The following is a 25,336-nucleotide window of genomic DNA, read 5'->3' on the forward strand; positions in this document are numbered from 1 at the left end:
GATTACTTGCGGATCGGCTTACGCGGGCCCTTACGGGTGCGCGCGTTGGTCTTGGTACGCTGACCGCGAACCGGCAGACCGCGACGATGACGCAGACCGCGGTAGCAACCGAGGTCCATCAGACGCTTGATATTCATGTTGATTTCGCGACGCAGGTCACCTTCGGTGGTCAGTTTGGCCACTTCGGTACGCAGCGAATCGATCTGCTCTTCGCTCAGCTCTTTGATCTTTACAGCCGGGCTGATGCCGGTGGCTGCACAGATGCTCTGTGCGGTAGTGCGACCAACACCATAGATGTAGGTCAGCGAGATAACAGTGTGCTTGTTATCCGGAATGTTTACGCCTGCAATACGGGCCATTCAGAAAAACTCCAATTGACAGCTACCCGGCGCCCAGGGAGCCAAGAAAGGGCGCGGATATTAGCGCTGTAAAAACAAATAATCAACCCGGCAGCACACTAGCTGCCGGGTTATAACGCGTGGTTCACACTCAGCCTTGGCGCTGCTTGTGACGCGGCTCCGAGCTGCAGATCACACGAACGACGCCTTCGCGACGGACGATCTTGCAGTTACGGCACAGCTTCTTAACCGATGCACGAACTTTCATCAGTGACTCCTCGAACCTTACGGGTTAGCGCAGCAGACCGCTGCCATAGCCCTTCAGGTTGGCTTTCTTCATGAGGGATTCGTACTGGTGAGAAACGAGGTGCGATTGTACTTGAGCCATAAAGTCCATCACAACCACGACCACGATCAGCAACGAGGTCCCGCCAAGGTAGAACGGTACGTGGGCAGCTACGACCAGGAACTGGGGCAGCAGACACACAGCCGTCATGTACAGGGCACCGAACATGGTCAAACGAGTCAGTACGCCATCGATATAGCGAGCCGACTGTTCACCCGGACGAATACCCGGAATAAATGCACCGGACTTCTTGAGGTTTTCCGCCACGTCCTTCGGGTTGAACATCAGCGCTGTGTAGAAGAAGCAGAAGAAAACGATCCCTGCACTAAACAGCAGAATGTTCAGCGGCTGACCAGGAGCGATCGCTTGCGCGACGTCCTGCAGCCAACCCAGGCCTTCCGACTGACCGAACCAGGCACCCAGGGATGCCGGGAACAGCAGGATGCTGCTGGCGAAGATCGCGGGAATGACACCCGCCATGTTCACTTTCAGCGGCAGATGGCTCGTCTGGGCGGCAAACACCTTGCGACCTTGCTGGCGCTTGGCGTAATGCACAGCGATACGACGCTGCCCACGCTCGATGAACACCACGAACGCAATGATTGCCACAGCCAGCAGGCCGATGGCGATCAGGGCGAAGATGTTGATGTCACCTTGACGCGCGGACTCGAAGGACTGGCCGATTGCTCGGGGCAGGCCTGCGACGATACCGGAGAAGATCAACATGGAGATGCCGTTGCCGACACCCCGCTCGGTGATCTGCTCACCCAGCCACATCATGAACAGCGCACCCGCCACGAAGGTGGTGACCGACACGAAGTAGAAGCCGAAGTCGTTGGAGAAGGCCACACCCTGGCTACCCAGACCAATGGACATGCCAATGGCCTGGACGAGAGCCAGGACGAGAGTTGCGTAGCGGGTGTACTGGCTGATCTTGCGACGCCCAGACTCACCCTCTTTCTTCAACTGCTCCAGCTGCGGGCTGATAGCGGTCATGAGCTGCATGATGATCGATGCCGAGATGTACGGCATGATCCCCAGTGCAAAGATACTCATGCGCTCCAGCGCGCCGCCGGAAAACATGTTGAAGAGGCTAAGAATGGTCCCCTCGTTCTGCCGGAACAGTGCCGCCAAGCGATCGGGGTTGATGCCCGGGACTGGGATATGCGCGCCGATCCGATAGACGATGATCGCCAGGAACAGGAAACGCAGACGTGCCCAGAGCTCGGACAAACCACCACCGTTGCTCAGCGCAGAGAGAGCACCTTGCTTAGCCATTTAGTCCTCGATTTTGCCGCCAGCTGCTTCGATAGCCGCACGAGCGCCCTTGGTGGCGCCGATGCCTTTCAGAGTGACCGCGCGAGTAACGTCGCCCGACAGCATGACTTTCACACGCTGTACGTTCTGGTTAATCACGTTGGCATCCTTCAGGGACTGCACGGTAACGACATCACCCTCGACCTTGGCCAGCTCGGAGGTACGCACTTCTGCGCGATCCATGGCTTTCAGCGAGTTGAAGCCGAACTTCGGCAGACGACGGTGCAGCGGCTGCTGACCACCCTCGAAGCCCGGAGCGATGGAGCCACCGGAGCGGGAGGTTTGACCCTTGTGGCCACGGCCACCGGTCTTGCCCAGACCGCTACCGATACCACGGCCCGGACGGTGCTTTTCGCGACGGGCACCCGGCGCGGAACGCAGATCGTTCAGTTGCATGGATTAACCCTCCACACGCAGCAGGTAGTAGGCCTTGTTAATCATGCCGCGGTTTTCAGGAGTGTCCTGAACTTCGACGGTGTGATTAATGCGACGCAGGCCGAGGCCTTTAACGCAAGCCTTGTGATTGGCCAGACGGCCGTTCACGCTCTTGATCAGAGTAACTTTGACAGTTGCCATGGTTAGAGAATCTCCTCGACGCTCTTGCCACGCTTGGCCGCTACCGACTCAGGGGACTGCATGTTCTTCAGGCCCTTGAAGGTTGCGTAGACCACGTTCACCGGGTTGGTGGAGCCGTAGCACTTCGCCAGAACGTTCTGCACGCCAGCAACTTCCAGGACAGCACGCATGGCGCCGCCGGCGATGATGCCGGTACCTTCGGAAGCCGGCTGCATGTACACCTTGGAGGCGCCATGGGCGGACTTGGTCGGGTACTGCAGGGTGGTGCCGTTCAGATCAACCTGGATCATGTTGCGGCGAGCAGCTTCCATTGCCTTCTGGATAGCGGCCGGCACTTCACGCGCCTTGCCACGACCGAAGCCAACACGGCCCTTGCCATCGCCAACCACGGTCAGCGCGGTGAAGGCGAAGATACGGCCACCTTTTACGGTTTTGGCGACGCGGTTCACTTGAACCAGCTTCTCGATGTAGCCTTCGTCGCGCTTTTGATCGTTGTTTGCCATAACTTAGAACTCCAGACCGCCTTCACGAGCGGCATCAGCCAGGGCCTTGATACGACCGTGGTACTTGAAGCCAGAACGGTCGAACGCCACCTGAGTGACGCCGGCAGCCTTGGCGCGTTCCGCGACCAGTTGACCAACTTTCTTGGCTGCGTCGACGTTGCCAGTGGCAGCTTCGCGCAGTTCCTTGTCCAGGGTCGAGGCGCTGGCCAGGACCTTGCCGCCGTCGGCTGCAATAACCTGGGCGTAGATGTGCTGGGAGGAGCGGTACACGCAGAGGCGTACGGCTTCCAGTTCGCGCATCTTCAGGCGAGCCTTGCGAGCGCGGCGCAGACGGGTTTCTTTCTTGACGCTCATTTGCTATGCCCTACTTCTTCTTGGCTTCTTTACGAAGGACGACTTCGTCGGCGTAACGCACGCCCTTGCCTTTGTACGGCTCCGGCGGACGGAAGTCGCGGATTTCCGCGGCAACCTGGCCAACCAGCTGCTTGTCGATACCCTTGATCAGGATGTCGGTCTGGCTGGGGGTTTCCGCGACGATGCCGGCAGGCAGTTCGTAATCAACCGGGTGGGAGAAGCCGAGAGCCAGGGACAGCACTTGGCCTTTGGCCTGCGCCTTGTAACCAACGCCGACCAGCTGGAGCTTGCGCTCGAAGCCCTGGCTGACGCCGATTACCATGTTGTTGACCAGAGCGCGGGTGGTACCGGCCATGGCACGGGTCTGCTGATCGCCGTTACGCGCAGCGAAACGCAGCTCACCGTTGTCCTGAATGACTTCGACGGACGGATGTACTTTCAGCTCGAGAGCGCCTTTGGCACCCTTGATCGAAAGTTCCTGACCAGCCAGCTTGATTTCAACGCCAGCGGGCAGAATGACGGGGTTCTTAGCAACGCGAGACATGCTGATTCCCCTTAGAACACAGTGCAGAGCACTTCGCCACCGACACCAGCGGCACGGGCAGCACGATCAGTCATCACACCTTTGTTGGTGGAGACGATCGAAACACCCAGGCCGCCACGAACTTTCGGCAGCTGGTCTACGGATTTGTACTGGCGCAGGCCAGGACGGCTGATTCGCTTCACTTCCTCGATGACAGGCTTGCCTTCGAAGTACTTCAGCTCGATCGACAGCAGAGGCTTAGCCTCGGCGGTGACTTGGAAATCCGCAATGTAACCTTCGTCCTTGAGGACTTTGGCGACTGCCGCTTTCAGCTTGGAAGACGGCATGCTCACGACGGTCTTCTCAGCCATCTGGGCATTACGGATGCGAGTTAGCATGTCTGCTAACGGGTCCTGCATACTCATGGGCTTAATGCTCCTGATACAAAAGATAAGCCTTCAACTTCACAACTCGCCCTCATAACGCCAGGCGAACTAAACCCGGGCTCGGGGGAGCCGGGTATTCTAGAGATCGCTCAAAAACGAATCAAGCCCCACAAGGGGGCTTGCTTCGCAAAGCGATCAACGGAGCCGTTTCCGGCTCCGTGTAGCACTTACCAGCTGGCTTTCACCAGGCCCGGTACGTCACCGCGCATTGCTGCTTCACGCAGCTTGTTACGGCTCAGGCCGAACTTGCGGTAGTAACCGTGCGGACGACCGGTCAGACGGCAACGGTTACGCAGGCGGCTGGCGCTCGCGTCACGCGGTTGCTTCTGCAGGGCGACCTGGGCATTCCAACGATCTTCCGCAGTGGTGCTCGGATTAACAATGATCGCTTTCAGCTCGGCACGCTTTTTGGCGTACTTGGCTACCGTGCGCTGACGCTTCAGCTCACGGTTCTTCATGCTCTCTTTAGCCATGGTCCTACTCCAATCAGTTGCGGAACGGGAATTTGAAGGCGCGCAGCAGGGCACGACCTTCATCATCCGAACGCGCGGTAGTGGTCAGAGTGATATCCATACCGCGGAGGGCATCGATCTTGTCGTAATCGATTTCCGGGAAGATGATCTGCTCTTTGACGCCCATGCTGTAGTTGCCACGGCCGTCGAAGGACTTGGCGTTCAGACCGCGGAAGTCACGAACACGCGGCAGGGAGATCGACAGCAGACGGTCCAGGAACTCGTACATGCGATCGCCACGCAGGGTGACTTTCACGCCGATTGGCCAGCCTTCACGAATCTTGAAGCCAGCGATGGACTTACGAGCGTAAGTCACAACCGGCTTCTGACCCGCGATCTTTTCCAGATCAGCTACGGCGCTTTCGATGACTTTCTTGTCACCAACAGCTTCGCCAAGACCCATGTTCAGGGTGATTTTGGTAACGCGCGGAACTTCCATCACGTTGCCCAGCTGCAGCTCTTGCTTCAGCTTGGGAGCGATTTCCTTCCGATAAATTTCTTTCAATCGTGCCATGGTGATCTACCTAGCTCCCTCAAGCCTGAACCGGTTTCTGGGTCGACTTGAAGACACGAATCTTCTTACCGTCTTCGACTTTGAAACCAACGCGGTCAGCCTTGTTGGTTTCAGCGTTGAAGATGGCGACGTTGGAGACGTGCAGAGGCGCCTCCTTCTCGACGATCCCGCCTTGCTGGTTGAGCATGGGGTTGGGCTTGGTGTGGCGCTTGACCAGGTTCACACCGCCAACGACCAGACGGTCGTCAGCCAGAACCTTGATCACTTTGCCACGCTTGCCCTTGTCCTTGCCGGCAATGACGATGACTTCGTCGTCACGACGAATTTTTTGCATGACGGCTACTCCTTACAGCACTTCTGGGGCAAGGGAGACGATCTTCATGAACTTCTCAGTACGAAGTTCACGAGTCACGGGCCCGAAGATACGGGTGCCGATCGGCTCCTGCTTGTTGTTCAGCAGGACGGCGGCGTTGCCGTCGAAGCGAATGATGGAACCGTCGGTACGACGTACGCCGTGCTTGGTGCGAACGACCACAGCAGTCATTACCTGGCCCTTCTTCACCTTGCCACGAGGAATCGCTTCCTTGACGGTGACCTTGATGATGTCGCCAATGCCGGCGTAACGGCGGTGGGAACCGCCGAGTACCTTGATGCACATTACGCGACGCGCGCCGCTGTTATCAGCGACTTCGAGCATGGATTGAGTCTGAATCATCTTCTATCTCCGACCCTTAGACTTCAACCGCGCGCTCGACGACATCAACCAGGGTCCAGGCCTTGGTTTTGGCCAGCGGACGAGTTTCGCGAATGGTGACCAGGTCACCAATGCGGCACTGATTGGTTTCGTCGTGGGCGTGCAGTTTGGTCGAACGCTTCACGTATTTGCCGTAGATCGGGTGCTTTACGCGACGCTCGATCAGAACGGTAACGGTCTTGTCCATCTTGTCGCTGACGACGCGGCCAGTCAGCGTACGGACGGTTTTCTGAGCTTCAGCCATGATTACTTACCTGCTTGCTGGTTGAGCACAGTTTTCACGCGAGCGATATCGCGCTTAACCTGCGAGAGCAGGTGAGACTGCCCCAACTGGCCAGTTGCTTTCTGCATGCGCAGATTGAACTGGTCGCGCAGCAGGCCGAGCAGTTGCTCGTTCAGCTGCTCAACGGATTTTTCACGAAGTTCATTCGCTTTCATCACATCACCGTCCGCTTAACAAAGGAGGTGGCGAGCGGCAGCTTTGCAGCAGCCAGGGCGAATGCCTCACGCGCCAGCTCTTCGGATACACCCTCGATCTCGTACAGGACCTTGCCCGGTTGAATCTGGGCTACCCAGTACTCGACGCCGCCCTTACCTTTACCCATACGTACTTCCAGGGGCTTCTTGGTAACAGGCTTGTCGGGGAATACGCGGATCCAGATCTTGCCGCCACGTTTTACGTGACGGGTCAGCGCACGACGTGCGGACTCGATCTGACGCGCGGTGAGACGGCCACGGCTGGTTGCCTTGAGGGCGAACTCGCCGAAGCTGACTTTAGAACCGCGATGAGCCAGGCCACGGTTGTGACCGGTCATTTGCTTGCGGAACTTCGTACGCTTGGGTTGCAGCATTTGCGTACTCCTTACTTAGCAGCTTTTTTACGAGGAGCGGGCGCTTGGGGCTTCAGCTCTTCCTGGCGGCCACCAATGACCTCGCCTTTGAAGATCCAAACCTTCACACCGATCACACCGTAGGTGGTGTGCGCTTCGTAGGTTGCGTAGTCGATGTCGGCACGCAGGGTGTGCAGGGGCACACGACCTTCGCGATACCACTCGGTACGAGCGATTTCAGCGCCGCCCAGACGACCGCTTACCTGGATCTTGATGCCTTTGGCACCAATGCGCATGGCGTTCTGTACAGCGCGCTTCATGGCGCGACGGAACATAACGCGGCGCTCCAGCTGCTGAGCTACGCTTTGCGCAACCAGCATACCGTCGAGTTCCGGCTTGCGGATCTCTTCGATGTTGATGTGCACAGGCACACCCATTTGCTTGGTCAGGTCCTGACGCAGCTTCTCAACATCTTCACCTTTCTTGCCGATCACGATGCCGGGACGAGCGGTGTGGATGGTGATGCGTGCGGTTTGGGCCGGGCGATGGATATCGATACGGCTTACGGACGCGCTTTTTAGTTTGTCTTGGAGATACTCACGTACCTTCAGGTCGGCGAACAGATAATCGGCGTAAGTGCGCTTATCTGCGTACCAAACGGAGGTGTGCTCCTTGACGATACCCAGGCGGATGCCATTGGGATGTACTTTCTGACCCATCTGATCGACTCCGTTACTTGTCCGCAACCTTGACAGTGATATGGCAAGACCGCTTGACGATGCGATCAGCACGGCCTTTGGCACGCGGCATGATGCGCTTGAGCGAACGACCTTCGTTGACGAAGACGGTGGAGACTTTGAGATCGTCTACATCGGCGCCTTCGTTGTGCTCGGCGTTGGCAACGGCCGACTCCAGCACTTTCTTCATGATCTCGGCGGCTTTCTTGTTGCTGAAAGCCAGGAGGTTGAGCGCGTCGCCCACCTTCTTCCCGCGGATCTGGTCGGCGACCAAGCGGGCTTTCTGGGCGGAGATACGAGCGCCCGAGAGCTTAGCGGCTACTTCCATCTTCCTTACCCCTTAACGCTTGGCTTTCTTGTCCGCAGCGTGCCCACGATAAGTGCGGGTAGCAGCGAACTCGCCGAGTTTGTGACCGACCATGTCTTCGTTGACCAGAACCGGCACGTGTTGACGGCCGTTGTGGACAGCGATGGTCAGACCAACCATGTGCGGCATGATCATAGAACGGCGCGACCAGGTCTTGATCGGCTTGCGGTCGTTCTTTTCTACCGCCACTTCGATCTTCTTCAGCAGGTGAAGATCGATAAAAGGACCTTTTTTCAGAGAACGTGGCACTGTCGTATCCCTCTATTTACTTGCGGCGACGGACGATCATGTTGTCGGTACGCTTGTTCGCGCGAGTCTTCTTACCCTTGGTCTGAAGACCCCACGGCGATACCGGATGACGACCAGCAGAGGTACGACCTTCACCACCACCGTGCGGGTGGTCGACCGGGTTCATGGCAACACCACGAACGGTCGGGCGAACGCCACGCCAGCGCTTGGCACCGGCCTTACCCAGCGAACGCAGGCTGTGCTCGGAGTTCGAGACTTCACCCAGGGTCGCACGGCAGTCAGCCAGGACTTTGCGCATTTCACCGGAACGCAGACGTACGGTTACGTATGCACCTTCACGAGCAACCAGCTGAGCCGAAGCGCCAGCGGAGCGAGCGATCTGAGCGCCTTTGCCAGGCTTCAGTTCGATACCGTGGATGGTGCTACCTACCGGAATGTTGCGCAGCGGCATGTTGTTGCCGGCCTTGATCGGAGCGCCGATACCGGAGATCAGTTGATCGCCAGCCACCACGCCTTTGGGGGCGATGATGTAACGACGCTCGCCGTCCGCGTATTTCAGCAGAGCGATGTGAGCAGTACGGTTCGGATCGTATTCGACGCGTTCAACGATGGCAGGGATGCCATCCTTGTTGCGACGGAAGTCGACCAGACGATAGTGCTGCTTGTGACCACCACCGATATGACGGGTGGTGATGCGACCGTTGTTGTTACGGCCGCCCGACTTGGACTTCTTCTCGAGCAGGGGAGCGAACGGAGCACCTTTGTGCAGGTCCTGGTTCACTACCTTGACGACGAAACGACGACCAGCGGAAGTCGGTTTGCATTTAACGATTGCCATGATGCACCCCTTTACTCAGCGCCAGCTGCGAAATCGAGATCCTGGCCCGGCTGGAGAGCGATGTACGCTTTTTTCCAGTCGTTACGCTTGCCCAGGCCGCGAACGGTACGCTTGGTCTTGCCCTGAACGTTCAGGGTGGTGACGCGACGTACTTTCACGCCGAACAGGCTTTCTACGGCCTTCTTGATTTCCAGCTTGGTTGCATCAGTGGCAACCTTGAAAACGAATTGGCTGTTGCCGTCCGCCAGGCCAGTGGCCTTCTCGGAGATATGCGGGCCCAGCAGCACTTTGAATACGCGTTCCTGGTTCATGCCAGCAGCTCCTCGAACTTCTTCACGGCGGACACGGTGACCAGCACCTTGTCGTAGGCGATGAGGCTGACCGGATCGGAAGCCTGGACGTCACGTACATCGACGTGGGCCAGGTTGCGAGCTGCCAGGTACAGGTTCTCATCGACGCCTTCGGTGACGATCAGTACATCTTTCAGGCCCAGGCCTTCCAGCTTGCTGACCAGACCCTTGGTCTTCGGTGCATCGACAGCGAAGTCGGCAACGACAACCAGACGATCCAGACGAACCAGCTCAGAGAGGATGGAGCGCAGAGCAGCGCGGTACATCTTCTTGTTGAGCTTCTGGGAGTGATCCTGGGGCTTGGCTGCGAAAGTCGCGCCGCCGCCACGCCAGATGGGGCTACGAATGGTGCCAGCACGAGCACGACCAGTGCCCTTCTGACGCCACGGCTTCTTGCCACCACCGGAGACTTCGGAACGAGTCTTCTGAGCCTTGGTGCCCTGACGACCGCCAGCCATGTAGGCGACGACTGCCTGGTGAACCAGGGTCTCGTTGAATTCGCTACCAAAGGTACGCTCGGAAACCTCGATCGCCTGAGCGCCATTTACATTCAGTTGCATCTCAGCTTCCTCTCTTAACCGCGAGCCTTGGCTGCCGGACGCACCAGCACATCACCACCGGTAGCGCCGGGAACGGCACCTTTCACCAGCAGCAGATTGCGCTCTGCATCGACACGCACGACCTCAAGGGATTGAACGGTTACACGCTCAGCACCCATGTGGCCCGACATTTTTTTGCCCTTGAACACTCGACCAGGAGTCTGGCACTGGCCGATGGAACCCGGGACGCGGTGGGAAACGGAGTTACCGTGGGTGTTATCTTGACCACGGAAGTTCCAGCGCTTGATGGTACCGGCAAAGCCTTTACCCTTGGACTCGCCGGTAACATCTACCAGCTGGCCTGCCTGGAACAGATCGACAGAGATGGAATCGCCTGCCTTGAACTCCTCTTCACCCAGACGGAATTCCCACACGCCGCGACCGGCGGCGACATTCGCCTTGGCAAAGTGACCGGCTTGCGCCTTGGTCACGCGAGAAGCACGGCGCTCGCCAGCAGTTACCTGCACAGCGCGATAGCCATCGCTTTCTTCGTTTTTGAACTGGGTGACGCGATTCGGCTCGACCTCAATGACCGTGACCGGAATGGAGACACCATCTTCGGTGAAGATGCGGGTCATGCCGCACTTACGACCGACAACACCAATTGTCATCTTTAGAACCTCTTTAGTGTACGGGGCTTTCACCCGCTATGGCCGCCCATTTCAGAGCGTTACACGACCAATGCCGAAGGCATTAGCCGAGGCTGATCTGTACTTCGACGCCAGCAGCAAGGTCGAGCTTCATCAGCGCGTCGACGGTTTTGTCGGTCGGCTGAACGATGTCGAGAACACGCTTGTGGGTACGAATTTCGTACTGGTCACGAGCGTCCTTGTTGACGTGCGGGGAAATCAGCACGGTGTAACGTTCCTTGCGGGTCGGCAGAGGAATCGGACCACGCACCTGAGCGCCAGTACGTTTCGCGGTTTCCACGATTTCCTGGGTAGATTGGTCGATCAGGCGGTGATCAAAAGCCTTCAACCGAATACGGATTTGTTGATTTTGCATTTGACCTCAGACTCCAAGTTGCCATTCCCAACGGACGGACTCCGCCCGTTAAAAGGAGGCGCAATTGTACGGATGCGTCTGGGGGGTGTCAATATTTAACCAACCCAACGAAAAAGGGACCCCGAAGGGTCCCTTTTTCTGGAGCGGATCAGCGATTACTCGATGATCTTGGCAACCACACCGGCGCCAACGGTACGGCCGCCTTCGCGAATTGCGAAGCGCAGGCCATCTTCCATGGCGATCGGAGCGATCAGGGTGACAACCATTTTCACGTTGTCGCCCGGCATTACCATTTCAACGCCTTCCGGCAGTTCGCAGTTGCCGGTTACGTCGGTGGTACGGAAGTAGAACTGCGGACGGTAGCCCTTGAAGAACGGGGTGTGACGACCGCCTTCTTCCTTGGACAGCACGTACACTTCGCACTCGAACTTGGTGTGCGGCTTGATGGTGCCCGGCTTGGCCAGAACCTGGCCACGCTCTACGTCTTCACGCTTGGTGCCACGCAGCAGAACGCCAACGTTCTCACCAGCACGACCTTCGTCGAGCAGCTTGCGGAACATTTCAACGCCGGTGCAGGTAGTTTTGGTAGTCGCCTTGATGCCGACGATTTCCACTTCTTCCTGGATCTTGACGATGCCACGCTCAACACGGCCAGTTACCACGGTGCCACGACCGGAGATCGAGAACACGTCTTCGATCGGCATCAGGAACGGCTTGTCGATGGCGCGCTCGGGCTCGGGGATGTACGAGTCCAGGGTTTCTACCAGCTTGCGCACGGCGGAAACGCCCATCTCGTTGTCGTCCTGGCCGTTCAGGGCCATCAGAGCGGAACCGATCACGATCGGAGTGTCGTCGCCCGGGAAGTCGTAGGTGTTCAGCAGATCGCGAACTTCCATTTCGACCAGTTCCAGCAGCTCAGCGTCGTCCACCATGTCGGCCTTGTTCAGGAACACGACGATGTAAGGAACGCCTACCTGGCGGGACAGCAAGATGTGCTCGCGGGTCTGCGGCATGGGGCCGTCAGCAGCCGAGCAAACCAGGATCGCGCCGTCCATCTGGGCAGCACCGGTGATCATGTTCTTCACGTAGTCGGCGTGGCCCGGGCAGTCTACGTGAGCGTAGTGGCGTACCGGCGAGTCGTATTCAACGTGAGAGGTGTTGATGGTGATACCACGAGCCTTCTCTTCCGGCGCGTTGTCGATCTGGTCGAAAGCGCGAGCGGAACCGCCCCAGGTCTCGGAGCAGACCTTGGTCAGAGCAGCGGTCAGAGTGGTTTTGCCGTGGTCAACGTGACCGATGGTGCCGACGTTGACGTGCGGTTTGTTACGTTCAAATTTTTCTTTAGCCACGAGAGTAACCTCTTACTAAAAGAGCTGAATCAAGCTTGTTTTTTGGCCAGAGCTTCGACGACGTTCGCCGGAGCTTCAGCATACTTGGAGAATTCCATGGAGTAGCTAGCGCGACCCTGGGACATGGAACGCACGTCGGTTGCATAACCGAACATCTCGCCCAGCGGAACCTCGGCACGGATAACCTTACCGGAAACCGAGTCTTCCATCCCCTGAATCAGACCACGACGACGGTTCAGGTCACCCATCACGTCACCCATGTAGTCCTCAGGAGTCACCACTTCCACCTTCATGATCGGCTCCAGAACCTTGCCGCCGCCCTTCTGGGCCAGCTGCTTGGTCGCCATGGAAGCAGCGATCTTGAACGCCATCTCGTTGGAGTCGACGTCGTGGTAGGAACCATCGAAGACAGTCGCCTTCAGGCCGATCAGCGGATAGCCGGCGACAACGCCGTTCTTCATCTGCTCTTCGATGCCTTTCTGGATGGCCGGGATGTATTCCTTCGGAACCACACCGCCCACGACTTCGTTGGTGAAGACCAGGCCTTCAGTGATGTTGCCCTTGTCGTCCACGTCCGGAGTCGAGAAACGAATCCAGCAGTGACCGAACTGACCACGACCACCGGACTGACGAACGAACTTGCCTTCGATCTCGATGTTGTCCTTCGAGATGGTTTCGCGGTACGAAACCTGCGGCTTGCCGATGTTCGCCTCAACGCCGAATTCACGCTTCATGCGGTCGACGAGGATGTCCAGGTGCAGCTCACCCATACCGGAGATGATGGTCTGGCCGGTTTCTTCGTCGGTCTTGACGCGGAACGACGGGTCTTCCTGAGCCAGTTTACCGAGGGCGATGCCCATCTTCTCCTGGTCAGCCTTGGTCTTCGGCTCAACAGCCACCGAGATCACAGGCTCCGGGAAGTCCATACGCTCAAGGATGATCGGCTTCTCGATGTCGCACAGGGTGTCACCGGTGGTGACGTCCTTCATGCCGATCAGAGCAGCGATGTCGCCAGCGCGTACTTCTTTGATCTCGTCACGCTGGTTGGCGTGCATCTGCACCATACGACCAACGCGCTCTTTCTTGCCTTTCACGGAGTTGATAACGGAGTTACCAGACTCCAGAACGCCCGAGTAGACGCGAACGAAGGTCAGAGTACCTACGAACGGGTCAGTGGCGATCTTGAATGCCAGAGCCGAGAACGGAGCATTGTCGTCAGCCGGACGCTCGTCTTTCGGAGCGTCGTCGCCGTCGTCAATGTGATCCGGGTGGATACCCTGGATCGCCGGGATCTCGGTCGGAGCAGGCAGGAAGTCGATGACGGCGTCGAGAACCAGGGGCACGCCCTTGTTCTTGAACGAGGAGCCACAGACAGCCGGTACGATTTCGCAAGCGATGGTACGCAGACGCAGGCCAGCCTTGATCTCTTCGATCGACAGCTCACCCTCTTCCAGGTACTTGTTCATCAGCTCTTCGTTGGCTTCGGCAGCAGCCTCAACCATGTTGCTGCGCCACTCGTTGGCCAGCTCGACCATATCGGCAGGAATTTCTTCCTCGCGATAGGAGGTGCCTTTGTCGTCTTCGTTCCAGTAGATGGCCTTCATCTTCAGCAGGTCAACCTGACCCTGGAAGTCATCTTCTGCACCGATGGCCAGCTGAACCGGAACCGGGGTGTGACCCAGGCGGTTCTTGATCTGACCGACGACGCGCAGGAAGTTGGCGCCGGCGCGGTCCATCTTGTTCACGTAAACGATACGCGGAACACCGTATTTGTTGGCTTGACGCCATACGGTTTCGGACTGCGGTTCAACGCCGGAGGTGCCGCAGAACACAACGACGGCGCCGTCCAGTACGCGCAGGGAGCGCTCAACTTCAATGGTGAAGTCTACGTGGCCGGGGGTGTCGATGACGTTTACGCGGTACTTGTCGTACTGGCCGCGCGAACCTTCCCAGAAGGTCGTGATCGCAGCGGAGGTGATGGTGATACCACGCTCCTGCTCCTGCACCATCCAGTCGGTGGTAGCAGCGCCGTCGTGCACCTCACCCATCTTGTGGCTGAGACCTGTGTAGAACAGGATTCGCTCGGTAGTGGTGGTCTTGCCCGCGTCAACGTGGGCACAGATACCAATGTTCCGGTAGCGGTTGATTGCTGTATTACGAGCCATAAAGCCCTCGCAGAAGTGTTGATGCCGTAATTAGAAGCGGTAGTGCGAGAACGCTTTGTTGGCTTCAGCCATACGGTGCACGTCTTCACGCTTCTTGACGGCGGCGCCTTTACCTTCAGCGGCGTCCATCAGTTCGCCAGCGAGACGCAGAGCCATGGACTTCTCGCCACGCTTGCGGGCGAAGTCCACCAGCCAGCGCATGGCCAGTGCATTACGACGGGACGGACGTACTTCGACCGGAACCTGGTAGGTAGCACCGCCGACACGGCGGGACTTCACTTCGACCAGCGGAGCGATGGCGTCGAGTGCTTTTTCGAAGATTTCCAGGGGGTCGCCTTTACCGCGCTCTTTGACCTTGTCCAGAGCACCGTAAACGATACGCTCGGCAACGGCTTTCTTGCCGCTTTCCATCACGTGGTTCATGAACTTCGCCAGAATCTGGCTTCCGTATTTCGGATCGGCCAGGATCTCACGTTTGGCCGCTACACGACGTCTTGGCATTGATAAGCCCTCAAACGGTCTTCAGGTAATCCGGGACTTGATGCCCGACCTTACTCTTATCGACTCAGCAAATAGGAAAACAAAATTACTTCGGACGCTTCGCGCCGTACTTCGAACGACCCTGCTTACGGTCTTTGACACCGGAGGTGTCCAGCGAACCGCGCACGGTGTGGTAACGCACACCCGGAAGGTCTTTTACACGACCGCCACGGATCAGCACTACGCTGTGCTCCTGCAGGTTGTGGCCTTCACCGCCGATGTACGAGGAAACCTCGAAACCGTTGGTCAGACGAACACGGCACACCTTACGCAGTGCGGAGTTCGGCTTCTTCGGGGTGGTGGTGTATACGCGGGTGCATACGCCGCGACGCTGAGGGCAGTTCTGCAGGGCAGGAACGCCACTCTTGTCTACCAGGCGCTTGCGCGGCTTGCGCACCAGCTGGTTGATAGTTGCCATCTATAGCTCCACTGATTGTCTTACGACACTTAAAAACGAAAATGGGCAGAGCATGCGCCCTGCCAATTTTCGGGGTACAAGATACTAAAGAGCTTACGGATTCCAGTCAAGACAAAGCCCCGGTTGTCAAGACAACCGGGGCTTTGTTTGAGGCTTAGTTACCGCTCAGATTGAGCGCTTCGGCCAGTGCTGCTTCGGCCTCGCTCGCGCTCACTCGCTGCGGTTTGCCGAGCTCGCGCTGACGCTTGCGCTCGCTGTGGTAAGCCAGACCGGTACCCGCCGGGATCAGTCGACCCACGACCACGTTTTCCTTCAGGCCGCGCAGGAAGTCGCGCTTGCCGGTGACCGCTGCCTCGGTGAGGACGCGAGTGGTCTCCTGGAAGGATGCCGCCGAGATGAACGACTCGGTGGACAGCGAGGCCTTGGTGATGCCCAGCAGAACGCGCTCGTACTTGGCAGGGAACTTGTCCTGGGTACCCAGCACTTCGTTCTCTTCCAGCACATGGACCAGTTCGACCTGATCGCCCTTGATGAAGGACGAATCGCCCGACTCGGCCACTTCGACCTTGCGCAGCATCTGGCGCAGGATGGTCTCGATGTGCTTGTCGTTGATCTTCACGCCCTGCAGACGGTAAACGTCCTGGATCTCGTTGACGATGTACTTGGCCAGCGAGCTCACACCCAGCAGACGAAGGATGTCGTGCGGGTTGCTCGGGCCGTCGGAGATCACTTCACCACGGCTTACCTGTTCACCTTCGAACACGTTCAGGTGACGCCACTTCGGAATCAGCTCCTCGTACGGATCGCTACCGTCGGTGGGAGTGATGACCAGGCGGCGCTTGCCCTTGGTTTCCTTGCCGAAGGAGATGGTGCCGCTGATTTCCGCCAGGATCGAAGGCTCTTTCGGACGACGAGCTTCGAACAGGTCGGCAACGCGCGGCAGACCACCGGTGATGTCGCGGGTCTTCGAGGTTTCCTGCGGGATACGCGCGATAACGTCACCGATACGCACTTTCGCGCCATCGTTGAGGTTGACCAGGGCGTTCGCCGGCAGGAAGTACTGAGCCGGTACGTCGGTACCCGGCAGCAGCAGATCCTTGCCCGCGGCGTCGATCAGCTTCACGGCCGGACGGATGTCCTTGCCGGCAGCCGGACGATCCTTCGGATCCATCACTTCAATGTTGGTCAGACCAGTCAGTTCGTCGGTCTGACGCTTGATGGTGATGCCCTCTTCCATGCCCACGAAGGCCACGGTGCCGTCCATCTCGGTAACGATCGGGTGGGTGTGCGGGTCCCACTTGGCGACGATGGCGCCCGGATCGACCTTGTCACCTTCCTTCACGGAAATCACCGCACCGTACGGCAGCTTGTAGCGCTCGCGCTCACGACCGAAGTCGTCGGCTACCGCCAGCTCACCGGAACGGGAAACCGCTACCAGGGCGCCGTCGGCACGCTCTACGTGCTTCAGGTTGTGCAGGCGGATAGTGCCGCCGTTCTTGACCTGTACGTTATCCACGGCAGAAGTACGGCTGGCCGCACCACCAATGTGGAAGGTACGCATGGTCAACTGGGTACCCGGCTCACCGATCGACTGGGCAGCGATAACGCCGACAGCTTCACCGATGTTCACGCGGTGACCACGGGCCAGATCGCGGCCGTAGCACATGGCGCAGATGCCGTGACGGGTTTCGCAGGTGATCGGCGAACGCACAACGACTTCGTCGACGCTCATCTGCTCGAGGAAATCGACCCACTTCTCGTCGATCAGGGTGCCGCCTTCGACGATCACGTCGTCGCTGCCCGGCTTGAACACGTCACGCGCGATCACACGACCGAGTACGCGCTCACCCAACGGTTCGACCACGTCGCCGCCTTCGATGTGCGGAGACATCACCAGGCCACGATCGGTGCCGCAGTCGATCTCGGTCACTACCAGGTCCTGGGCCACGTCGACGAGACGACGGGTCAGGTAACCGGAGTTCGCGGTCTTCAGTGCGGTATCCGCCAGACCTTTACGAGCACCGTGAGTGGAGATGAAGTACTGGAGTACGTTCAGGCCTTCACGGAAGTTGGCGGTAATCGGGGTCTCGATGATGGAGCCGTCCGGCTTGGCCATCAGGCCACGCATACCGGCCAGCTGACGGATCTGAGCCGCGGAGCCCCGCGCACCGGAGTCCGCCATCATGTACATGGAGTTGAAGGACTCCTGGTCGACCTGCTTGCCCTCGCGATCGGTCACCTTCTCTTTCGAGAGGTTGGCCATCATCGCCTTGGACACTTCGTCGTTGGCCTTGGACCAGAGGTCGATCACCTTGTTGTACTTCTCGCCCTGGGTTACCAGGCCGGAGGCGTACTGGCTCTCGATCTCCTTCACTTCCTCGGTGGCGGCATCGATGATGCGAGCCTTTTCGTCCGGGATGACGAAGTCGTTCACGCCGATCGACACACCGGAGATGGTCGAGTAGGCGAAGCCGGTGTACATCAGTTGGTCAGCGAAGATGACGGTGTCCTTCAGACCGACCACGCGATAGCAGTGGTTGATCAGCTTGGAGATCGCCTTCTTCTTCATCGACTGGTTGACGACGTCGTACGGCAGGCCTGCCGGTACAACCTGGAACAGCAGCGCACGGCCTACGGTGGAGTCGACGATGCGAGTGTTGGCGGTCAGGGTGCCGTCTTCGTTCTTGATCTTCTCGTTGATGCGCACTTTTACGCGGGCGTGCAGGGACACCTGGCCGCTGCGGTAGGCGCGGTCAACTTCCTGCAGGTCTGCGAAAGCCATGCCCTCGCCCTTCGCGTTGATCGCTTCACGGGTCATGTAGTACAGACCCATTACCACGTCCTGCGACGGAACGATGATCGGCTCGCCGTTGGCGGGCGACAGAATGTTGTTGGTCGACATCATCAGCGCACGCGCTTCCAGCTGAGCCTCGAGGGTCAGCGGAACGTGCACGGCCATCTGGTCACCGTCGAAGTCGGCGTTGTACGCGGCGCAGACCAGCGGGTGCAGCTGGATGGCTTTACCTTCGATCAGTACCGGCTCGAACGCCTGGATGCCCAGACGGTGCAGGGTCGGCGCACGGTTCAGCAGTACGGGGTGTTCGCGGATGACTTCGGCGAGAACGTCCCACACTTCCGGCAGCTCGCGCTCGACCATCTTCTTGGCGGCCTTGATGGTGGTGGCCATGCCACGACCTTCCAGCTTGCCGAAGATGAACGGTTTGAACAGCTCCAGAGCCATTTTCTTCGGCAGACCGCACTGGTGCAGACGCAGGGTCGGACCTACGGTAATTACCGAACGGCCGGAGTAGTCCACGCGCTTGCCGAGCAGGTTCTGACGGAAGCGACCCTGCTTACCCTTGATCATGTCGGCCAGGGACTTCAGCGGGCGCTTGTTCGAACCGGTGATGGCACGACCGCGACGGCCGTTATCCAGCAGAGCGTCGACGGCTTCCTGCAGCATGCGCTTTTCGTTGCGCACGATGATGTCCGGAGCTGCCAGGTCGAGCAGGCGCTTCAGACGGTTGTTACGGTTGATCACGCGGCGATACAGATCGTTCAGATCCGAGGTCGCGAAGCGACCGCCATCCAGCGGAACCAGCGGACGCAGGTCCGGCGGCAGCACCGGCAGGACGGTCAGCACCATCCACTCGGGATGGTTGCCGGAGCCCTGAAAGGCTTCCATCAGCTTCAGGCGCTTGGACAGCTTCTTGATCTTGGTTTCCGAGTTGGTCTGCGGAATCTCTTCGCGCAGGCGGCCAATCTCGTGCTCCAGGTCGATAGCGTTGAGCAGCTCGCGAACGGCTTCCGCACCCATGCGGGCGTCGAAGTCGTCACCGAACTCTTCGAGGGCTTCGAAGTACTGCTCGTCGTTCAGCAGCTGGCCCTTCTCCAGGGTGGTCATGCCCGGATCGATCACCACGTAGCTCTCGAAATAGAGCACGCGCTCGATGTCACGCAGGGTCATGTCCAGCAGCAGGCCGATACGGGACGGCAGGGACTTCAGGAACCAGATGTGGGCGACCGGCGAGGCCAGCTCGATATGACCCATGCGCTCACGGCGCACCTTGGCCAGGGCAACTTCGACGCCGCACTTCTCGCAGATCACACCGCGATGCTTGAGGCGCTTGTACTTGCCGCACAGGCACTCGTAGTCCTTCACCGGGCCGAAGATCTTGGCGCAGAACAGGCCGTCGCGCTCCGGCTTGAAGGTGCGGTAGTTGATGGTCTCCGGCTTCTTGACTTCACCGAAGGACCAGGAACGAATCATCTCGGGCGAGGCCAGGCCAATACGGATGGCATCGAACTCTTCGATCTGACCCTGGTTTTTCAACAGATTAAGCAAGTCTTTCAAGGCCTTTCCTCCTCACGGACCCGGTGCGACCGGCCTTGACCAGCCGCACCGTTTGACGTCACGTGTTATTCGGTTTCCAGTTCGATATCGATGCCGAGCGAGCGGATCTCTTTGATCAACACGTTGAAGGACTCGGGCATGCCGGCCTCCATGCGGTGATCCCCGTCCACGATGTTCTTGTACATCTTGGTACGGCCGTTCACGTCGTCCGACTTCACGGTCAGCATTTCCTGCAGGGTGTAGGCGGCACCGTAGGCTTCCAGCGCCCAGACCTCCATCTCCCCGAAACGCTGGCCACCGAACTGCGCCTTACCACCCAGCGGCTGCTGGGTAACCAGGCTATAGGAGCCGGTGGAACGTGCGTGCATCTTGTCATCGACCAGGTGGTTCAGCTTGAGCATGTACATGTAACCAACAGTGGTCGTACGCTCGAACTGGTTGCCGGTGCGGCCGTCGTACAGACGCATCTGACCGCTCTCCGGCAGATCGGCCAGCTTCAGCATGGCCTTGATCTCGCGTTCCTTGGCACCGTCGAACACCGGGGTAGCCATGGGCACGCCGCCCTTGAGGTTGTTGGCCAGAGCGAGGATCTCGTTATCGTTCAGCTCGTCCAGGCTCTCCTGGCGGCCGCCGATCTCGTTGTAGATCTCGTTCAGGAACACACGCAGCTCAGCGATCTTGCGCTGCTCTTCGAGCATGCGGTTGATCTTCTCGCCCAGACCCTTTGCCGCGAGGCCCAGGTGGGTTTCGAGGATCTGACCGACGTTCATGCGCGAAGGTACGCCCAGCGGGTTCAGAACGATGTCGACCGGAGTGCCATGCACGTCGTGCGGCATGTCTTCGACCGGCATGATCACCGAGACCACACCCTTGTTACCGTGGCGGCCTGCCATCTTGTCGCCCGGCTGGATGCGGCGCTTGATAGCGAGGTAGACCTTGACGATCTTCAGTACGCCCGGAGCCAGGTCGTCGCCCTGCTGCAGCTTGCGCTTCTTGTCTTCGAACTTGTCGTCCAGCATCTGGCGGCGATCGCTGATGTAGGCCTGAGCCTTCTCCAACTGCTCGTTCAGAGCATCTTCCGCCATGCGCAGCTTGAACCACTGGCCGCGCTCGAGACCGTCCAGGTACTCGTCGGTAATCTCTGCGCCTTTCTTCAGGGCAGGACCGCCGTCGGCCTTGGAGCCGACCAGAGCGGAACGCAGACGCTCGAAGGTCGCGCCTTCGACGATGCGGAACTCTTCGTTCAGGTCCTTGCGGATCTCGTCCAGCTGCATCTTCTCGATGGACAGGGCACGGCTATCGCGCTCCACGCCATCGCGAGTGAAGACCTGTACGTCGATGACGGTGCCCTTGGTGCCGGTCGGCACACGCAGGGAGGTGTCCTTCACGTCGGACGCCTTCTCACCGAAGATCGCGCGCAGCAGCTTCTCTTCCGGAGTCAGCTGGGTCTCGCCTTTCGGGGTGACCTTGCCGACCAGGATGTCGCCGGCCTGTACTTCGGCGCCGACGTAGACGATGCCAGCTTCGTCCAGCTTGTTCAGCGCAGCTTCACCCACGTTCGGGATGTCCGCGGTGATTTCTTCTGGGCCGAGCTTGGTGTCACGGGCAACGCAGGTCAGTTCCTGGATGTGGATCGTGGTGAAACGATCTTCCTGGACCACGCGCTCGGACAGGCAGATGGAGTCTTCGAAGTTGAAGCCGTTCCAGGGCATGAACGCGACGCGCATGTTCTGACCCAGAGCCAGCTCACCCATGTCGGTGGACGGACCGTCGGCCAGGATGTCGCTGCGCGAAACCTGGTCACCCTTCTGCACCAGCGGACGCTGGTTGATGCAGGTGTTCTGGTTGGAACGGGTGTACTTGGTCAGGTTGTAGATGTCGACACCGGCTTCGCCAGTCTCGACTTCGTCGTCGTTCACACGCACAACGATACGGCTGGCGTCGACCGAGTCGATCACGCCGCCACGACGGGCAACCACGCAGACGCCGGAGTCACGGGCGACGTTGCGCTCCATGCCGGTACCTACCAGCGGCTTGTCGGCGCGCAGGGTCGGTACAGCCTGACGCTGCATGTTCGAACCCATGAGTGCACGGTTGGCGTCGTCGTGCTCGAGGAACGGAATCAGCGAGGCAGCGACGGAAACGACCTGCTTCGGCGATACGTCCATGAGGGTGACGTCTTCCGGCGCCTTCACGGTGAATTCGTTCAGGTGACGGACGGCTACCAGTTCGTCGATCAGCTGGCCTTTTTCGTTCAGGGTCGCAGACGCCTGAGCGATGACGTGGTCAGCTTCTTCGATCGCGGACAGGAAGACGATGTCGTCGCTGACCAGACCTTCCTTCACCACGCGGTACGGGCTTTCCAGGAAGCCGTACTTGTTGGTGCGGGCGTAGGTGGCCAGGGAGTTGATCAGACCGATGTTCGGACCTTCAGGGGTTTCGATCGGGCACACACGGCCGTAGTGGGTCGGGTGTACGTCACGAACCTCGAAGCCCGCGCGCTCACGGGTCAGACCACCTGGGCCGAGTGCAGAGACACGGCGCTTGTGGGTGATCTCGGAGAGCGGGTTGTTCTGGTCCATGAACTGCGAGAGCTGGCTGGAACCGAAGAACTCCTTGATCGCAGCAGCCACCGGCTTGGCGTTGATCAGGTCCTGCGGCATCAGGCCTTCGCTTTCGGCCATCGACAGACGTTCCTTGACCGCGCGCTCTACACGCACCAGGCCAACGCGGAACTGGTTCTCGGCCATCTCACCGACGCAACGAACGCGACGGTTCCCCAGGTGGTCGATGTCGTCGACGATGCCTTTACCGTTACGGATGGCAACCAGAGTCTTGAGGACCTCGACGATGTCTTCCTTGCTCAGGACGCCGGCGCCTTCGATCTCGGTACGACCGATACGACGGTTGAACTTCATGCGGCCAACGGCAGACAGGTCGTAACGCTCGGCGCTGAAGAACAGGTTGCCGAACAGGGTCTCGGCGGCTTCCTTGGTCGGCGGCTCGCCGGGACGCATCATGCGATAGATCTCGACCAGCGCTTCCAGTTGGTTGCTGGTGGAGTCGATCTTCAGCGTGTCGGAGATGAACGGTCCGCAGTCGATGTCGTTGGTGTACAGCGTTTCGAGACGCGCAACCTGGGCCTTGGCGATCTTGGCCAGGGCATCGACGGTCAGCTCGGTGTTGCACTCGGCGATGATCTCACCGGTAGCCGGGTGCACGACAGCCTTGGCCACGGTACGGCCAATCAGGTAGTCGAACGGCACTTCCAGCTGGCTGATGCCGGCCTTCTCGAGCTGGTTGATGTGTCGTGCGGTAATACGGCGACCCGCTTCAACGATGACCTTGCCGGCAGCATCCTTGATATCGAAGCTGGCGATCTCGCCACGCAGACGCGACGGCACCAGCTCCAGATTCAGGGTCTCACCCTTGATCTCGTAGACGTTGGTGTCATAGAACGCGTTGAGGATTTCCTCGGTGCTGTAGTTCAGCGCGCGCAGCAGTACCGAAGCCGGCAGCTTGCGGCGACGGTCGATACGAACGAACACGCAGTCCTTCGGATCGAACTCGAAGTCGAGCCAGGAACCGCGGTAAGGAATGATCCGAGCGGAGTACAGCAGCTTGCCGGAGCTGTGGGTCTTGCCACGGTCGTGGTCGAAGAACACACCCGGGGAGCGGTGCAACTGGGAAACGATGACGCGCTCGGTACCGTTGATGATGAAGGTACCGTTCTCGGTCATCAGGGGGATTTCCCCCATGTAGACTTCCTGTTCCTTGATGTCCTTGATCGCTTTGTTCGACGATTCCTTGTCGAAAATGATCAGGCGCACTTTCACACGCAGCGGGACCGCAAAGGTCACACCGCGCAGCACGCATTCCTTGACATCGAAGGCCGGCTCACCCAGACGGTAGCCGACGTATTCCAGGGCAGCATTGCCGGAATAGCTGATAATCGGGAAGACGGACTTGAAGGCCGCATGCAGGCCGATGTCTCGGACCTGGTCCTTGCTTGCACCCGCCTGCAGGAATTCGCGATAGGAATCCAGCTGGATGGCCAGCAAATACGGCACATCCATGACGTCCGGCAACTTGCTAAAGTCCTTGCGGATACGTTTTTTCTCAGTGTATGAGTAAGCCATCAGCGTTCCCCAGCTTGGTCACCTGCTTGTTTGGCCTCTCCCGCACAGGGGAGCAGCCCAAAATCGTGCAAACCCTAGGTTTGCGCCGCCACTCGTGGCGGGTTTTTCCCGTGATGGAGGCACCTACGGCACCCCACCCATAACGGAAAAAGGCCGGTGGCAATTGCCACCAGCCATCAGCCTGTCGCTTAACGCTCGGGCTGTCGACGCAAGGTGCGAACTTACTTGAGCTCGACCTTGGCGCCTGCTTCTTCCAGGGCTTTCTTGGCAGCTTCGGCTTCTTCTTTCGAAGCGCCTTCCTTGACCACGCCCGGGGCGCCGTCAACGACAGCCTTGGCTTCTTTCAGGCCCAGGCCGGTCAGTTCACGAACGACCTTGATCACGTTCACTTTCTTGTCGCCAGCTTCGGCCAGGACGATGGTGAACTCGGTCTGCTCTTCAGCAGCGGCAGCAGCCGGGCCGGCAGCAGCAACGGTAGCGGCAGCAGCGGTAACGCCGAACTTCTCTTCCATCGCCTTGATCAGTTCAACGATCTGCATGACGGACATTTCGGATACGGCGGAGATGATGTCTTCGTTGGTCAGAGCCATGACTCTAATTCCTGTATTGGGTGACGGCCTAAGGCCATCGAATTAAACAAAAAAGGTTGAAAGCAGATGCCGAGCCTTAGGCTGCGGTAGCTTCTTTCTGATCGCGAATTGCCGCCAGAGTACGAGCCAGCTTGCTGGTAGCGCCTTGGATCACGCTCATCAGCTGTGCAACAGCTTCGTTGTAGGTCGGCAGGGTCGCCAGCACGTCGATCTGATTGGCTGCGAGGAACTGACCCTCAAACGCGGCCGCCTTGATCTCGAACTTGTCCTGACCCTTGGCAAACTCCTTGAAGATACGAGCGGCAGCGCCCGGATGTTCGTTGGAGAAAGCAATCAGGGTCGGGCCCTTGAACGTGTCGTTGAGCACTTCAAACTGAGTGCCTTCAACGGCGCGCTTGAGCAGGGTGTTGCGTACGACTTTCACGTACACACCAGCTGCGCGGGCCTCTTTACGGAGTCCGGTCATAGCGCCGACAGTCACGCCGCGTGCATCAACCACGACAGCGGACAGACCGGCTTTGGCAGCCTCGTTGACTTCAGCGACGATGGCCTTCTTGTCTTCGAGTTTAATTGCCACGGGTTTACTCCTGGATGTTACCGATTCGTCCAGCCGGAGCCGGACG

General features: G+C 58.9%; 32 protein-coding genes. All 32 read right to left on the reverse strand.

What is annotated here, in order from left to right; genetic code table 11:
• Positions 1 to 2: 2 nt before the first annotated feature.
• The 32 genes from rpsM to rplJ all read right to left on the reverse strand — a co-directional run bounded on the left by rpsM (position 3) and on the right by rplJ (position 25,290).
• Positions 3 to 359, reverse strand: coding sequence for a 30S ribosomal protein S13 (gene rpsM, locus G4G71_RS29280; RefSeq protein ID WP_024767079.1), 357 nt, complete (start codon positions 357 to 359; stop codon positions 3 to 5).
• Positions 360 to 489: 130 nt separating this feature from the next.
• Positions 490 to 606, reverse strand: a complete 117-nt coding sequence (gene rpmJ, locus G4G71_RS29285) for a 50S ribosomal protein L36 (protein ID WP_045215308.1) — start codon at positions 604 to 606, stop codon at positions 490 to 492.
• A gap of 24 nt (positions 607 to 630) precedes the next feature.
• Positions 631 to 1,962, reverse strand: a complete 1,332-nt coding sequence (gene secY / locus G4G71_RS29290; RefSeq protein ID WP_024767080.1) for a preprotein translocase subunit SecY — start codon at positions 1,960 to 1,962, stop codon at positions 631 to 633.
• Complete coding sequence (gene rplO, locus G4G71_RS29295; protein WP_045215310.1) at positions 1,963 to 2,397, reverse strand: 50S ribosomal protein L15; 435 nt, start codon at positions 2,395 to 2,397, stop codon at positions 1,963 to 1,965.
• 3 nt (positions 2,398 to 2,400) lie between these two features.
• Positions 2,401 to 2,577: a 50S ribosomal protein L30 gene (gene rpmD / locus G4G71_RS29300; RefSeq protein WP_169942327.1), complete on the reverse strand. Its 177-nt coding sequence runs from the start codon at positions 2,575 to 2,577 to the stop codon at positions 2,401 to 2,403.
• A gap of 2 nt (positions 2,578 to 2,579) precedes the next feature.
• Positions 2,580 to 3,080 carry a 30S ribosomal protein S5 gene (rpsE, locus tag G4G71_RS29305; RefSeq protein ID WP_009617173.1) on the reverse strand — a complete coding sequence of 167 codons (501 nt, stop codon included), beginning with the start codon at positions 3,078 to 3,080 and terminating at the stop codon, positions 2,580 to 2,582.
• A gap of 3 nt (positions 3,081 to 3,083) precedes the next feature.
• A complete protein-coding gene (rplR, locus tag G4G71_RS29310) occupies positions 3,084 to 3,434 on the reverse strand; it encodes a 50S ribosomal protein L18 (RefSeq protein ID WP_017521897.1) in 351 nt (116 codons plus the stop codon).
• Positions 3,435 to 3,444: 10 nt separating this feature from the next.
• Positions 3,445 to 3,978: a 50S ribosomal protein L6 gene (rplF, locus tag G4G71_RS29315; protein ID WP_015475332.1), complete on the reverse strand. Its 534-nt coding sequence runs from the start codon at positions 3,976 to 3,978 to the stop codon at positions 3,445 to 3,447.
• 11 nt (positions 3,979 to 3,989) lie between these two features.
• The gene (rpsH, locus tag G4G71_RS29320; protein WP_015475331.1) at positions 3,990 to 4,382 is read right to left on the reverse strand and encodes a 30S ribosomal protein S8; all 393 of its coding nucleotides are present in this window, start codon (positions 4,380 to 4,382) and stop codon (positions 3,990 to 3,992) included.
• A 188-nt stretch (positions 4,383 to 4,570) separates the two neighbouring features.
• On the reverse strand, positions 4,571 to 4,876 hold the full coding sequence (rpsN, locus tag G4G71_RS29325) for a 30S ribosomal protein S14 (RefSeq protein ID WP_024767384.1): 306 nt from the start codon (positions 4,874 to 4,876) through the stop codon (positions 4,571 to 4,573).
• Positions 4,877 to 4,889: 13 nt separating this feature from the next.
• On the reverse strand, positions 4,890 to 5,429 hold the full coding sequence (gene rplE, locus G4G71_RS29330; RefSeq protein WP_169942329.1) for a 50S ribosomal protein L5: 540 nt from the start codon (positions 5,427 to 5,429) through the stop codon (positions 4,890 to 4,892).
• A gap of 19 nt (positions 5,430 to 5,448) precedes the next feature.
• Positions 5,449 to 5,763, reverse strand: a complete 315-nt coding sequence (gene rplX, locus G4G71_RS29335; protein ID WP_045215317.1) for a 50S ribosomal protein L24 — start codon at positions 5,761 to 5,763, stop codon at positions 5,449 to 5,451.
• 12 nt (positions 5,764 to 5,775) lie between these two features.
• The gene (gene rplN / locus G4G71_RS29340) at positions 5,776 to 6,144 is read right to left on the reverse strand and encodes a 50S ribosomal protein L14 (protein WP_017521901.1); all 369 of its coding nucleotides are present in this window, start codon (positions 6,142 to 6,144) and stop codon (positions 5,776 to 5,778) included.
• A gap of 16 nt (positions 6,145 to 6,160) precedes the next feature.
• Positions 6,161 to 6,427: a 30S ribosomal protein S17 gene (rpsQ, locus tag G4G71_RS29345; protein ID WP_024767386.1), complete on the reverse strand. Its 267-nt coding sequence runs from the start codon at positions 6,425 to 6,427 to the stop codon at positions 6,161 to 6,163.
• 2 nt (positions 6,428 to 6,429) lie between these two features.
• Complete coding sequence (rpmC, locus tag G4G71_RS29350) at positions 6,430 to 6,621, reverse strand: 50S ribosomal protein L29 (RefSeq protein WP_003093720.1); 192 nt, start codon at positions 6,619 to 6,621, stop codon at positions 6,430 to 6,432.
• Positions 6,621 to 7,034, reverse strand: a complete 414-nt coding sequence (gene rplP, locus G4G71_RS29355; protein ID WP_009617163.1) for a 50S ribosomal protein L16 — start codon at positions 7,032 to 7,034, stop codon at positions 6,621 to 6,623. Before rplP ends, rpmC begins: the two co-directional genes overlap by 1 nt.
• Positions 7,035 to 7,045: 11 nt before the next feature.
• Positions 7,046 to 7,732, reverse strand: coding sequence for a 30S ribosomal protein S3 (gene rpsC, locus G4G71_RS29360; protein ID WP_024767387.1), 687 nt, complete (start codon positions 7,730 to 7,732; stop codon positions 7,046 to 7,048).
• 13 nt (positions 7,733 to 7,745) lie between these two features.
• Complete coding sequence (gene rplV / locus G4G71_RS29365; RefSeq protein ID WP_015475325.1) at positions 7,746 to 8,078, reverse strand: 50S ribosomal protein L22; 333 nt, start codon at positions 8,076 to 8,078, stop codon at positions 7,746 to 7,748.
• Positions 8,079 to 8,090: 12 nt separating this feature from the next.
• Positions 8,091 to 8,366, reverse strand: coding sequence for a 30S ribosomal protein S19 (gene rpsS, locus G4G71_RS29370; RefSeq protein WP_017521902.1), 276 nt, complete (start codon positions 8,364 to 8,366; stop codon positions 8,091 to 8,093).
• Positions 8,367 to 8,382: 16 nt separating this feature from the next.
• Positions 8,383 to 9,204 (reverse strand): 50S ribosomal protein L2, encoded by an 822-nt coding sequence (rplB, locus tag G4G71_RS29375; RefSeq protein ID WP_024767388.1) that lies wholly within the window; start codon positions 9,202 to 9,204, stop codon positions 8,383 to 8,385.
• Positions 9,205 to 9,215: 11 nt separating this feature from the next.
• On the reverse strand, positions 9,216 to 9,515 hold the full coding sequence (gene rplW / locus G4G71_RS29380; protein WP_015475322.1) for a 50S ribosomal protein L23: 300 nt from the start codon (positions 9,513 to 9,515) through the stop codon (positions 9,216 to 9,218).
• Positions 9,512 to 10,114, reverse strand: coding sequence for a 50S ribosomal protein L4 (rplD, locus tag G4G71_RS29385; RefSeq protein WP_017521904.1), 603 nt, complete (start codon positions 10,112 to 10,114; stop codon positions 9,512 to 9,514). The genes rplW and rplD overlap by 4 nt, the downstream gene beginning before the upstream one ends.
• Positions 10,115 to 10,128: 14 nt before the next feature.
• Positions 10,129 to 10,764, reverse strand: coding sequence for a 50S ribosomal protein L3 (gene rplC / locus G4G71_RS29390; protein WP_024767389.1), 636 nt, complete (start codon positions 10,762 to 10,764; stop codon positions 10,129 to 10,131).
• An 82-nt stretch (positions 10,765 to 10,846) separates the two neighbouring features.
• Positions 10,847 to 11,158, reverse strand: a complete 312-nt coding sequence (rpsJ, locus tag G4G71_RS29395; protein ID WP_003243886.1) for a 30S ribosomal protein S10 — start codon at positions 11,156 to 11,158, stop codon at positions 10,847 to 10,849.
• Between the two features lie 155 nt (positions 11,159 to 11,313).
• On the reverse strand, positions 11,314 to 12,507 hold the full coding sequence (gene tuf, locus G4G71_RS29400; RefSeq protein WP_054910987.1) for an elongation factor Tu: 1,194 nt from the start codon (positions 12,505 to 12,507) through the stop codon (positions 11,314 to 11,316).
• Between the two features lie 29 nt (positions 12,508 to 12,536).
• The gene (gene fusA / locus G4G71_RS29405; RefSeq protein ID WP_169942331.1) at positions 12,537 to 14,672 is read right to left on the reverse strand and encodes an elongation factor G; all 2,136 of its coding nucleotides are present in this window, start codon (positions 14,670 to 14,672) and stop codon (positions 12,537 to 12,539) included.
• Between the two features lie 30 nt (positions 14,673 to 14,702).
• Positions 14,703 to 15,173 carry a 30S ribosomal protein S7 gene (gene rpsG, locus G4G71_RS29410; RefSeq protein WP_054910989.1) on the reverse strand — a complete coding sequence of 157 codons (471 nt, stop codon included), beginning with the start codon at positions 15,171 to 15,173 and terminating at the stop codon, positions 14,703 to 14,705.
• A gap of 85 nt (positions 15,174 to 15,258) precedes the next feature.
• Positions 15,259 to 15,630 (reverse strand): 30S ribosomal protein S12, encoded by a 372-nt coding sequence (gene rpsL, locus G4G71_RS29415; RefSeq protein ID WP_015475317.1) that lies wholly within the window; start codon positions 15,628 to 15,630, stop codon positions 15,259 to 15,261.
• Between the two features lie 154 nt (positions 15,631 to 15,784).
• The gene (gene rpoC, locus G4G71_RS29420) at positions 15,785 to 19,984 is read right to left on the reverse strand and encodes a DNA-directed RNA polymerase subunit beta' (RefSeq protein WP_169942333.1); all 4,200 of its coding nucleotides are present in this window, start codon (positions 19,982 to 19,984) and stop codon (positions 15,785 to 15,787) included.
• Between the two features lie 65 nt (positions 19,985 to 20,049).
• Positions 20,050 to 24,123, reverse strand: coding sequence for a DNA-directed RNA polymerase subunit beta (gene rpoB, locus G4G71_RS29425; RefSeq protein WP_169942335.1), 4,074 nt, complete (start codon positions 24,121 to 24,123; stop codon positions 20,050 to 20,052).
• Positions 24,124 to 24,344: 221 nt separating this feature from the next.
• Positions 24,345 to 24,713 carry a 50S ribosomal protein L7/L12 gene (rplL, locus tag G4G71_RS29430; RefSeq protein WP_017516430.1) on the reverse strand — a complete coding sequence of 123 codons (369 nt, stop codon included), beginning with the start codon at positions 24,711 to 24,713 and terminating at the stop codon, positions 24,345 to 24,347.
• A 76-nt stretch (positions 24,714 to 24,789) separates the two neighbouring features.
• Positions 24,790 to 25,290: a 50S ribosomal protein L10 gene (rplJ, locus tag G4G71_RS29435; RefSeq protein WP_017516429.1), complete on the reverse strand. Its 501-nt coding sequence runs from the start codon at positions 25,288 to 25,290 to the stop codon at positions 24,790 to 24,792.
• Positions 25,291 to 25,336 lie beyond the last annotated feature (46 nt).

This window comes from Pseudomonas multiresinivorans, assembly GCF_012971725.1.
Taxonomy (GTDB): Bacteria; Pseudomonadota; Gammaproteobacteria; order Pseudomonadales; family Pseudomonadaceae; genus Pseudomonas; species Pseudomonas multiresinivorans.

What these genes read in the sequence shown, in the direction of transcription:
- rplB (WP_024767388.1), bottom strand. Translation starts at nt 9,204, where the DNA reads ATGGCAATCGTTAAATGCAAACCGACTTCCGCTGGTCGTCGTTTCGTC.
- rplF (WP_015475332.1), bottom strand. Translation starts at nt 3,978, where the DNA reads ATGTCTCGCGTTGCTAAGAACCCCGTCATTCTGCCCGCTGGCGTTGAA.
- rpsL (WP_015475317.1), bottom strand. Translation starts at nt 15,630, where the DNA reads ATGGCAACTATCAACCAGCTGGTGCGCAAGCCGCGCAAGCGCCTGGTA.
- rplW (WP_015475322.1), bottom strand. Translation starts at nt 9,515, where the DNA reads ATGAACCAGGAACGCGTATTCAAAGTGCTGCTGGGCCCGCATATCTCC.
- rplC (WP_024767389.1), bottom strand. Translation starts at nt 10,764, where the DNA reads ATGACAATTGGTGTTGTCGGTCGTAAGTGCGGCATGACCCGCATCTTC.
- rplP (WP_009617163.1), bottom strand. Translation starts at nt 7,034, where the DNA reads ATGCTGCAACCCAAGCGTACGAAGTTCCGCAAGCAAATGACCGGTCAC.
- rpsQ (WP_024767386.1), bottom strand. Translation starts at nt 6,427, where the DNA reads ATGGCTGAAGCTCAGAAAACCGTCCGTACGCTGACTGGCCGCGTCGTC.
- fusA (WP_169942331.1), bottom strand. Translation starts at nt 14,672, where the DNA reads ATGGCTCGTAATACAGCAATCAACCGCTACCGGAACATTGGTATCTGT.
- rpmJ (WP_045215308.1), bottom strand. Translation starts at nt 606, where the DNA reads ATGAAAGTTCGTGCATCGGTTAAGAAGCTGTGCCGTAACTGCAAGATC.
- rplX (WP_045215317.1), bottom strand. Translation starts at nt 5,763, where the DNA reads ATGCAAAAAATTCGTCGTGACGACGAAGTCATCGTCATTGCCGGCAAG.
- rplD (WP_017521904.1), bottom strand. Translation starts at nt 10,114, where the DNA reads ATGCAACTGAATGTAAATGGCGCTCAGGCGATCGAGGTTTCCGAGCGT.
- rplL (WP_017516430.1), bottom strand. Translation starts at nt 24,713, where the DNA reads ATGGCTCTGACCAACGAAGACATCATCTCCGCCGTATCCGAAATGTCC.
- rpsJ (WP_003243886.1), bottom strand. Translation starts at nt 11,158, where the DNA reads ATGCAAAATCAACAAATCCGTATTCGGTTGAAGGCTTTTGATCACCGC.
- rpsE (WP_009617173.1), bottom strand. Translation starts at nt 3,080, where the DNA reads ATGGCAAACAACGATCAAAAGCGCGACGAAGGCTACATCGAGAAGCTG.
- rpsH (WP_015475331.1), bottom strand. Translation starts at nt 4,382, where the DNA reads ATGAGTATGCAGGACCCGTTAGCAGACATGCTAACTCGCATCCGTAAT.
- rpsC (WP_024767387.1), bottom strand. Translation starts at nt 7,732, where the DNA reads ATGGGTCAGAAAGTACATCCCAATGGCATCCGCCTGGGTATCGTCAAG.
- rplN (WP_017521901.1), bottom strand. Translation starts at nt 6,144, where the DNA reads ATGATTCAGACTCAATCCATGCTCGAAGTCGCTGATAACAGCGGCGCG.
- rplV (WP_015475325.1), bottom strand. Translation starts at nt 8,078, where the DNA reads ATGGAAGTAGCCGCTAAGCTCTCGGGCGCTCGTATCTCCGCCCAGAAA.
- rpsM (WP_024767079.1), bottom strand. Translation starts at nt 359, where the DNA reads ATGGCCCGTATTGCAGGCGTAAACATTCCGGATAACAAGCACACTGTT.
- rpoB (WP_169942335.1), bottom strand. Translation starts at nt 24,123, where the DNA reads ATGGCTTACTCATACACTGAGAAAAAACGTATCCGCAAGGACTTTAGC.
- rpsN (WP_024767384.1), bottom strand. Translation starts at nt 4,876, where the DNA reads ATGGCTAAAGAGAGCATGAAGAACCGTGAGCTGAAGCGTCAGCGCACG.
- rpmD (WP_169942327.1), bottom strand. Translation starts at nt 2,577, where the DNA reads ATGGCAACTGTCAAAGTTACTCTGATCAAGAGCGTGAACGGCCGTCTG.
- rplE (WP_169942329.1), bottom strand. Translation starts at nt 5,429, where the DNA reads ATGGCACGATTGAAAGAAATTTATCGGAAGGAAATCGCTCCCAAGCTG.
- secY (WP_024767080.1), bottom strand. Translation starts at nt 1,962, where the DNA reads ATGGCTAAGCAAGGTGCTCTCTCTGCGCTGAGCAACGGTGGTGGTTTG.
- rpsG (WP_054910989.1), bottom strand. Translation starts at nt 15,173, where the DNA reads ATGCCAAGACGTCGTGTAGCGGCCAAACGTGAGATCCTGGCCGATCCG.
- rplR (WP_017521897.1), bottom strand. Translation starts at nt 3,434, where the DNA reads ATGAGCGTCAAGAAAGAAACCCGTCTGCGCCGCGCTCGCAAGGCTCGC.
- rpmC (WP_003093720.1), bottom strand. Translation starts at nt 6,621, where the DNA reads ATGAAAGCGAATGAACTTCGTGAAAAATCCGTTGAGCAGCTGAACGAG.
- rplO (WP_045215310.1), bottom strand. Translation starts at nt 2,397, where the DNA reads ATGCAACTGAACGATCTGCGTTCCGCGCCGGGTGCCCGTCGCGAAAAG.